Consider the following 7,275-nt stretch of genomic DNA (forward strand, 5'->3'; position numbering starts at 1 on the left):
TAGCCTCTGCCTTATGACTAGACCGAACGAAGGAATGTAGGCACACAGATGCCCAGAGACATGGGAGGGTACGTCATCATAAGTTACGCAGAGATCCATTGTGCATCGTATAATTTCCTATCACTACTTTCCACCATTATCCAGTAGTGACCGCGTAGCGTACCCATATGTTGGAATAGTTTCACATAATATAAAAATTTTGTTAGGAAACGTGTTGAAAAATATTTTTTTGACACCCCACCAACGGCCTAAACCGTTGATAAATCAATATTTATAGAGGGAGGAGAAGAATATGTCTAATTCCGAAGAACAAATGTCCACAAAAGATTTTCTTACAGGCGCCATTGTCGGCGGTGTTGTAGGTGCTGCAGTCGCCCTTATGCTGGCGCCGAAGTCGGGTAAGGAACTGCGCGATGATTTAAACGGGCAAGTGGAAAACATTAAGGGGAAAACAGGCGGATGGCGCGAACTCGCAACTGAAAAGAGCAACCAGCTGGCTTCGCAGGCAGCTGAAAAAACGAAACAAGTCCGTGATTTTGCCGTGCAAAAAGGTAGCCAGTTCAAAGACAATGTAAAACAGACGACCAATCAAGTGAAAAATGAGGCTTCCGAAATGAAAAAAGAAGTGCCGGATCATCCGGAGGCCCCAACTTCATTAGAAGAATAACAGGCAGGAAAAAAGGGCCGGCCAATGTTGGTATTCGACATTGGCCGGCCCTTTTTTTTGCCCGCGAATTCAGATGCATATTTGTTGAAAATCTGCCTGCGATCAGAGAAATGGGTGCACCTTTTCATGTGAAAGATAATAAGAAGAATAAAAAAGCTCTGAAACATGTTCACCTGTACTTTAGCACATAAAAGCGTCTATCCGGTAAAGAAGTTTTTCGTGACTTTTTAAATGGAATGGATTATAATAAGTTCTAATAAATTGTTAGTTTTTATGACAGTAGTTCGCGAATTGTAAAAATCTATTGAGGTCAACAGAGAGGATGAGAGGTTAGTGGCAAACGAGGAGCTTGAGAAACTGCGTTTAGAAGTGGAAGAAGTGAATTTAAAACTGCTGGAATTGATTAACAAGAGGGGCGAAATTGTCCAGCAAATCGGGAAACTGAAAGAAAGCCAGGGTGTTAACCGCTATGATCCGGTACGCGAGCGGGAAATGTTAAATCTAATTAAGGAACAGCATGACGGCCCTTTTGAAACATCCACAATTGAGCATCTGTTTAAAGAAATTTTTAAAGCCGGGCTTGAACTGCAGGAAGACGATCACCGCAAAGCATTGCTCGTTTCGCGGAAAAAGAAACCCGAAAATACGATCGTCAATATCAAAGGCGAAAATGTCGGGGATGGCAGCCAGTATTTTGTATTCGGGCCGTGTTCGGTTGAATCGTACGATCAGGTTGCACAAGTTGCGGAGTCTGTAAAAGCAAAGGGATTGAAACTGCTCCGCGGCGGCGCTTACAAACCACGCACCTCTCCATATGATTTTCAGGGATTAGGCCTTGAAGGCTTGAAAATATTAAAACAAATTGCCGATGAATTTGATCTTGCGGTAATCAGTGAAATCGTCACACCAGCCGATTTGGAACAAGCGGTGGACTATCTGGATGTCATCCAAATCGGGGCGCGTAATATGCAAAACTTCGAACTCTTAAAAGCGGCAGGCTCGATCCGGAAACCGGTCTTATTAAAACGCGGTCTGGCTGCCACTATTGAGGAATTCATCAATGCGGCGGAATATATTATGTCAAGGGGCAACGGGCAGATTATCCTTTGCGAACGCGGCATTCGAACGTATGAAAGAGCAACGAGAAATACTTTGGATATTACGGCTGTGCCGATCTTAAAGCAGGAAACACATTTGCCGGTATTTGTTGATGTAACGCACTCGACAGGAAGAAGAGACTTGCTGCTTCCGGCTGCGAAGGCGGCTTTGGCGATCGGTGCGGACGGTGTCATGGCGGAAGTCCACCCGGATCCGGCTGTTGCACTGTCCGATGCGGCCCAGCAAATGAATTTGAAACAATTTGATGAATTCTATAAAGAAATCCAGGCTGCTTTGCCTGCCCGTATTTAATTGCAACGGCTTCATGCCTTCTGCTTTGGCAGAGGGCTTTTTCTTTTGAAAGGCCTGTTTCTTTTCGCAAAATAATCACTTGGCATGTGAAAAAATGTGTCAATTTTGTGTCAAAGATTGCAGGAAGTTTTTCCCTATCGTATGATTATGATATAATTAGGAGTCTAATGGGTAATAAGAGTGTCGAATACAGGGATGTCTTGTCGTTATTTGTTTCAATAAAAGAATGGACGATTAGAAAGTGCTGAAGGCTTAAGCCCCGTACTTTTCTATGTTTAATATGGGCTCGATTGTGAAAACTAGAAACAGGACTGTAAAAATTGGAGTGTGATCAGGAAAATGAATATCACAATTTATGATGTTGCACGTGAAGCCAATGTTTCAATGGCAACCGTCTCAAGGGTTGTGAATGGAAACCCGAATGTTAAGCCAACGACGAGAAAAAAAGTATTGGAAGTGATCGATCGTTTAGGTTACCGTCCGAATGCTGTCGCACGGGGGCTTGCCAGCAAAAAAACGACAACGGTCGGCGTCATTATTCCGGACGTTTCCAATATGCTTTACGCAGAATTGGCGCGCGGGATTGAAGACGTCGCCACGATGTATAAGTACAATATCATTTTAAGCAACTCTGACCAAAATAAGGAAAAAGAATTGCATCTGCTGAACACGATGCTCGGCAAACAAGTAGACGGCATCGTGTTCATGAGCGGCAATATTACAGAAGAGCATATCTCCGAATTTGAACGCTCCTCTGTGCCGATTGTGCTTGCCGGGTCTATTGAACCGTTTGATAAAATTCCTTCTGTTAATATTGACTATAAAAAGGCCACAAATGATGTGGTGGCTGAGTTTGCACAAAAAGGCCACAAAAAAATTGCCCTCGTCATTGGGCCGCTGCATGATGCCATCAACCGCGAACTGCGCCTCGAAGGCTACAAAGAAGCGCTTTCCGAAGCGGGAATTGAATTCAATGAAGATTATGTGGTGGAAGGGGATTATACATACGATTCAGGCATTGAAGCCTGGCAGCGGCTGCAGGAATTGGGTGAAGTGCCGACTGCCGTATTTGTCGGCAACGATGAAATGGCCCTCGGGATTATCCACGGCGCCCAGGATACCGGCATAAGCATTCCGGAGCAGCTGGAAGTGATTTCTTCCGATAATACGCGTCTGGCAGAAATGGTCCGCCCGCAGCTAACTTCTGTCGTTCAGCCGTTGTATGATATCGGGGCTGTCTCGATGCGGTTACTGACCAAATATATGAACAAAGAAACTGTACCGGAAAACAAAATCGTGCTACCGCATCGCATCGAACACCGCCAATCAACGAAATAAAAAGGACCGGCCCATATCCAGGGGGCCGGCCTTTTCAATTTAACTGTTCAATAAATTGCAGCATCCGATTCAGCACATTTCGATTTTTTTCGGTAATTTCCTGTTTTCTCGGAATTGGCCGGTACAATTTTTCGGGATCATCCCATACAGCAGGCAGCGGGTAGGATGATTTTTTCTGCCATTTTTCAAGCCAGGCAGCGGGAATTTCTTTGGTTACAGATTTTTTCTGTGCCATCTCAAGCCAGATCAGCGACCATGCGCGCGGAACGACCCGCCAAATATCATATCCGCCGCCGCCGACTGCGATCCAGCGCCCGCCGCAATAGGCGTGTGCAATCTGATGGGCGAGCTTTGGAATTTCTTTGTAAATACGGATGCTGGCCGACAGATGGGTAAGCGGGTCGTAATAATGGGCATCTGCACCGTTTTGCGTCACAATTACATCCGGCTGAAAATATTCGGCGATACGGACCAGCGCTTCCGTGTAGCATTCCAGCCAGGACTCATCTTCTGTAAACGCATCGACGGGCAGGTTAAAAGAATAGCCGTACCCTTTCCCCATCCCCCATTCATTGACATTGCCGGTACCGGGGAATAAATACCGGCCTGTTTCGTGGATGGAAAACGTGCAGACATTTTCATCATCATAAAAAGCCCACTGGACGCCATCGCCATGGTGGGCATCCGTATCCACATACAGCACCCGCGCATGATAGTTTTCCCGTATCGATTGAATCGCAATTGAAGTATCATTGTAAATGCAGAAACCGGACGCTTTTCCGCGGAAGCCGTGATGCAGCCCGCCGCCCAAATGAAGCGCATGAGCTGCCCTGCCTGACATCACTTCTTCCACTGCTGTAAGGGTGCCGCCGACAAGCATTGAACTGGCTTCATGCATATTGGCAAAAATCGGTGTATCTTCTGTCCCGAGCCCGTATCCTTCCGCTTTTGCCGGATCCAGCCGGCCCTGGCCGGCCAGTTTGACCGCTTCCAGATAAGCCGCGTCATGGATGAGAAGCAGTTCCTCATCTGTGGCCCGGCGCGGTTTGGCGATATCTTCGGGCTTGAGGGCGCCAGCTTCTTCTAATAATTCTTTTGCCAACTGCACGCGCATTTGATTAAACGGGTGGTCGTCACGGAAACGGTAGGAAAGCAGGTCGCTGGAATAAACAAAGACAGCATCCTTCATTGCGGCATCCCCGGCATATTCGGCCACAGCACATCATAGCCGGCCCCTTTTAAGCGGGAAATTAACGCCACCGGATTCATGGTGCTGACACGGAAGACAAGAATACGGCTGCCGGCATCACGGCGGTCGGGATAGATCAGGACGCTTAAAATATTTAAATGTTGCCCGGCAATGATTTCAGTGATGTCGCGGAGAACGCCGGAACGGTTCGAGACGCGGATTTCAATTTGCGAACTTGGCTGGCCGGCCCCGGTCAGATCTACAAAGGTCTGCAGCAGGTCGGTACCGGTGACAATTCCTACAAGCCTGCCGTCTTCTAAAATCGGGAGGCAGCCGATCCGGTTATCATTCATCAGCACTGCAATATCTTCAATAAAATCGAGCGGGTGGCCGGTTAAAAGATTGGTCTTCATAATTTTTTTCAAAGGCAGTGCCAGTTTTTCCTTCTGTTCTTTCGGAAAAAAAGGATTGGGCGCCACCTCCTTGATGTCACGCTCGGTCACAACGCCAACAAGTTCGCTCCGGTTGTTGACAAGCGGAATATGGCGGATGCCGGCCTGCTGCATAAGCTGAAGCGCAGATTGGACAGTATCTTCCGGTGATAGCGTTTTCACATTTTTCTGCATCATTTCTTCTACGATCATGTTCCCACCCCTGTTCGTGTTTAGTACATATAACGGTTTTTGAAACGAATGCGGTCAAATTGTTCAATCGAGTCCTGACCGATGCGCTTCCCGATTCTGACCATCAGGCAATTGGCCGGATGCGAGCAAATTTCGGGATCGTCCGTCGCAAACCATTTGAGCCCCCCGGCACTCATCATTTTTTCCATCACTTTGCGGTATTCCCAAACGTTCAGCCCTGTTCCTTTCATATCCCAGTGCCAGTAGTATTCTGTCGTAATAATAATATAATCTTCCATGGCATCATCCATCATTGCCACTTTTAATAAATGCTTGCCGACCGCATTGCCCCGGTACTTCGGGATGACTTCGATGGCACCAAGTTCCAAAAGATTGTCCATATGGCCTTCTGACCACCGTTCCAGCGGGTCGGGATACAAAAAAGTCACATAGCCGACAACGGTATTGCCGTCCCGCGCGACAATGATCCTGCCCTCCGGAAGATCGGCAATCTCATTCAGGGCCGCATGCTGTTTCGGAGCGGGCCGGAATGCTTTTAAATCGTCATGAAAGTCCATTTGTGCCAGCCTTTCACCCGGAATTGGGCCCTCAATAAGAAGCGGCCCGGACTTTGTCTTTAAGTTTTGTGAATAGTAAGTTTTTCTATGCTCCATTTTTCCACATCCTTTAAACAAATCGGAAGGAATTAGATTTCAAGATTTTATGAATGACAGTTCAGTATAGTTTCATCATCTCATGATTTGGGGGAAAATACAATAACGAAAAAAGACAAATTGTTAGGTCCAAATACGAGAATTTTGTGACTGTAAATTTACAAACACAAAGACTTTAATAACAATTCTTATTCCTTTTTGGTAACACCAGCTTTTATATTTAATTGGCATACAAGTGAACATGAGGCTGTATAATCAGCAGCTCTTTCGTCTCGTTTTGTTTCCAATTTATAAAATATACCTGAATCCGTGATGAAATTTTCATTCAATCTCGAAAAATCTGCATGGGATCTAGTATAATATGGATAGAATTCCATTTTAACCAATTCCACAATCAGGTGATTTCATGAAAGAGTTTATTATAGAAGCTACGAGTGAACGAATTACTGCCCAGGCCGGATTAGCTATTGTAGGAAACCTACTAAATCAAACGAATTTAGATTCGAAGTTAAACGCCTATAAATTACCAAATATTTCCCGTAACCCTGAATATTCGAATGGTGATGTTGCCAAATCTTATATCGGCCTGCTTTGCCAGGGCAAAAGTGATTTTGACAGTATTGAAACCTTCCGTGATGATGCCTTTTTTCAATTTGCTCTGGATATAAAAGGGGTCCCTTCCAGCCCAACTTTAAGGCAACGCCTTGATCAGGCGGCTTTGACAAAAAAGTGGAAAGAGGTTCTGCTTGAAGAATCGCTGGATTTGATCCGCCGAACCAATGCTAAAATTAGCCCCATTTACGCCAAAGAAAAAGCTTATATTCCGGTTGACATGGATGTTTCACCATTTGACAATTCCAAAACGAAAAAAGAAGGTGTCGAAAGAACCTATAAAGGCTGTAACGGCTATGCCCCCATGTTCGCCTATATCGGGCAGGAAGGTTACTGCCTGAATGTTGAAATGCGAAATGGAAACGTGCATTGCCAAAAAGGGACACCGAATTTTATTAGAGAAACCCTTCCGTTTGCCAAAAAACTGACAGACAAGCCTTTGCTTTTCAGGCTTGATTCCGGAAACGACAGCCGGGATAACCTCATCATCTTTCTGGAAAACGAGACAGACTTTATTATCAAACGCAATCCCCGCAAAGAAAAAGCGGAGGACTGGCTTGAAATCGCTCAAAAATACGGCATGTGCTGCGAAGAACGAGAAGGAAAGAAAGTCTACCTTGGATCCATCCCCGTAACCTTTCAGGTGAAAGGGGAAGAGCGAACCATCCGGAAAGTGTTCAAAGTGATCGAAAGATCGATCTCGAGAGACGGTCAAATTTTTTTGATACCGGAATATGAATTTGAAACCTATTGGACGACCTT

General features: G+C 45.6%; 7 protein-coding genes. 4 read left to right on the top strand and 3 right to left on the bottom strand.

The window, feature by feature from the left end; translation table 11 throughout:
• Positions 1 to 292: 292 nt before the first annotated feature.
• The 3 genes from C232_RS0117680 to ccpA all read left to right on the top strand — a co-directional run bounded on the left by C232_RS0117680 (position 293) and on the right by ccpA (position 3,415).
• Positions 293 to 667 carry a YtxH domain-containing protein gene (locus C232_RS0117680; RefSeq protein ID WP_018665439.1) on the top strand — a complete coding sequence of 125 codons (375 nt, stop codon included), beginning with the start codon at positions 293 to 295 and terminating at the stop codon, positions 665 to 667.
• A gap of 333 nt (positions 668 to 1,000) precedes the next feature.
• On the top strand, positions 1,001 to 2,077 hold the full coding sequence (locus tag C232_RS0117685) for a bifunctional 3-deoxy-7-phosphoheptulonate synthase/chorismate mutase (RefSeq protein ID WP_018665440.1): 1,077 nt from the start codon (positions 1,001 to 1,003) through the stop codon (positions 2,075 to 2,077).
• Between the two features lie 327 nt (positions 2,078 to 2,404).
• Positions 2,405 to 3,415 carry a catabolite control protein A gene (gene ccpA, locus C232_RS0117690; protein ID WP_479691210.1) on the top strand — a complete coding sequence of 337 codons (1,011 nt, stop codon included), beginning with the start codon at positions 2,405 to 2,407 and terminating at the stop codon, positions 3,413 to 3,415.
• 34 nt (positions 3,416 to 3,449) lie between these two features.
• On the opposite strand, the gene C232_RS0117695 is transcribed toward ccpA, so the two are convergent.
• The 3 genes from C232_RS0117695 to C232_RS0117705 are packed head-to-tail and all read right to left on the bottom strand — an operon-like array spanning position 3,450 to position 5,901.
• Positions 3,450 to 4,604, bottom strand: a complete 1,155-nt coding sequence (locus C232_RS0117695; protein ID WP_018665442.1) for an acetoin utilization protein AcuC — start codon at positions 4,602 to 4,604, stop codon at positions 3,450 to 3,452.
• Positions 4,601 to 5,248, bottom strand: coding sequence for an acetoin utilization AcuB family protein (locus C232_RS0117700; RefSeq protein WP_018665443.1), 648 nt, complete (start codon positions 5,246 to 5,248; stop codon positions 4,601 to 4,603). The genes C232_RS0117695 and C232_RS0117700 overlap by 4 nt, the downstream gene beginning before the upstream one ends.
• Positions 5,249 to 5,268: 20 nt before the next feature.
• A complete protein-coding gene (locus tag C232_RS0117705) occupies positions 5,269 to 5,901 on the bottom strand; it encodes a GNAT family N-acetyltransferase (protein ID WP_018665444.1) in 633 nt (210 codons plus the stop codon).
• 406 nt (positions 5,902 to 6,307) lie between these two features.
• Here C232_RS0117705 and C232_RS0117710 point away from each other — a divergent pair.
• Positions 6,308 to 7,275: IS1380 family transposase (locus tag C232_RS0117710; protein WP_018665445.1), on the top strand; the 968-nt coding region annotated here is incomplete at its 3' end.

The sequence above is a fragment of the Heyndrickxia acidiproducens DSM 23148 genome (genome assembly GCF_000374345.1).
Classification (GTDB): Bacteria; Bacillota; Bacilli; order Bacillales; family Bacillaceae_C; genus Weizmannia; species Weizmannia acidiproducens.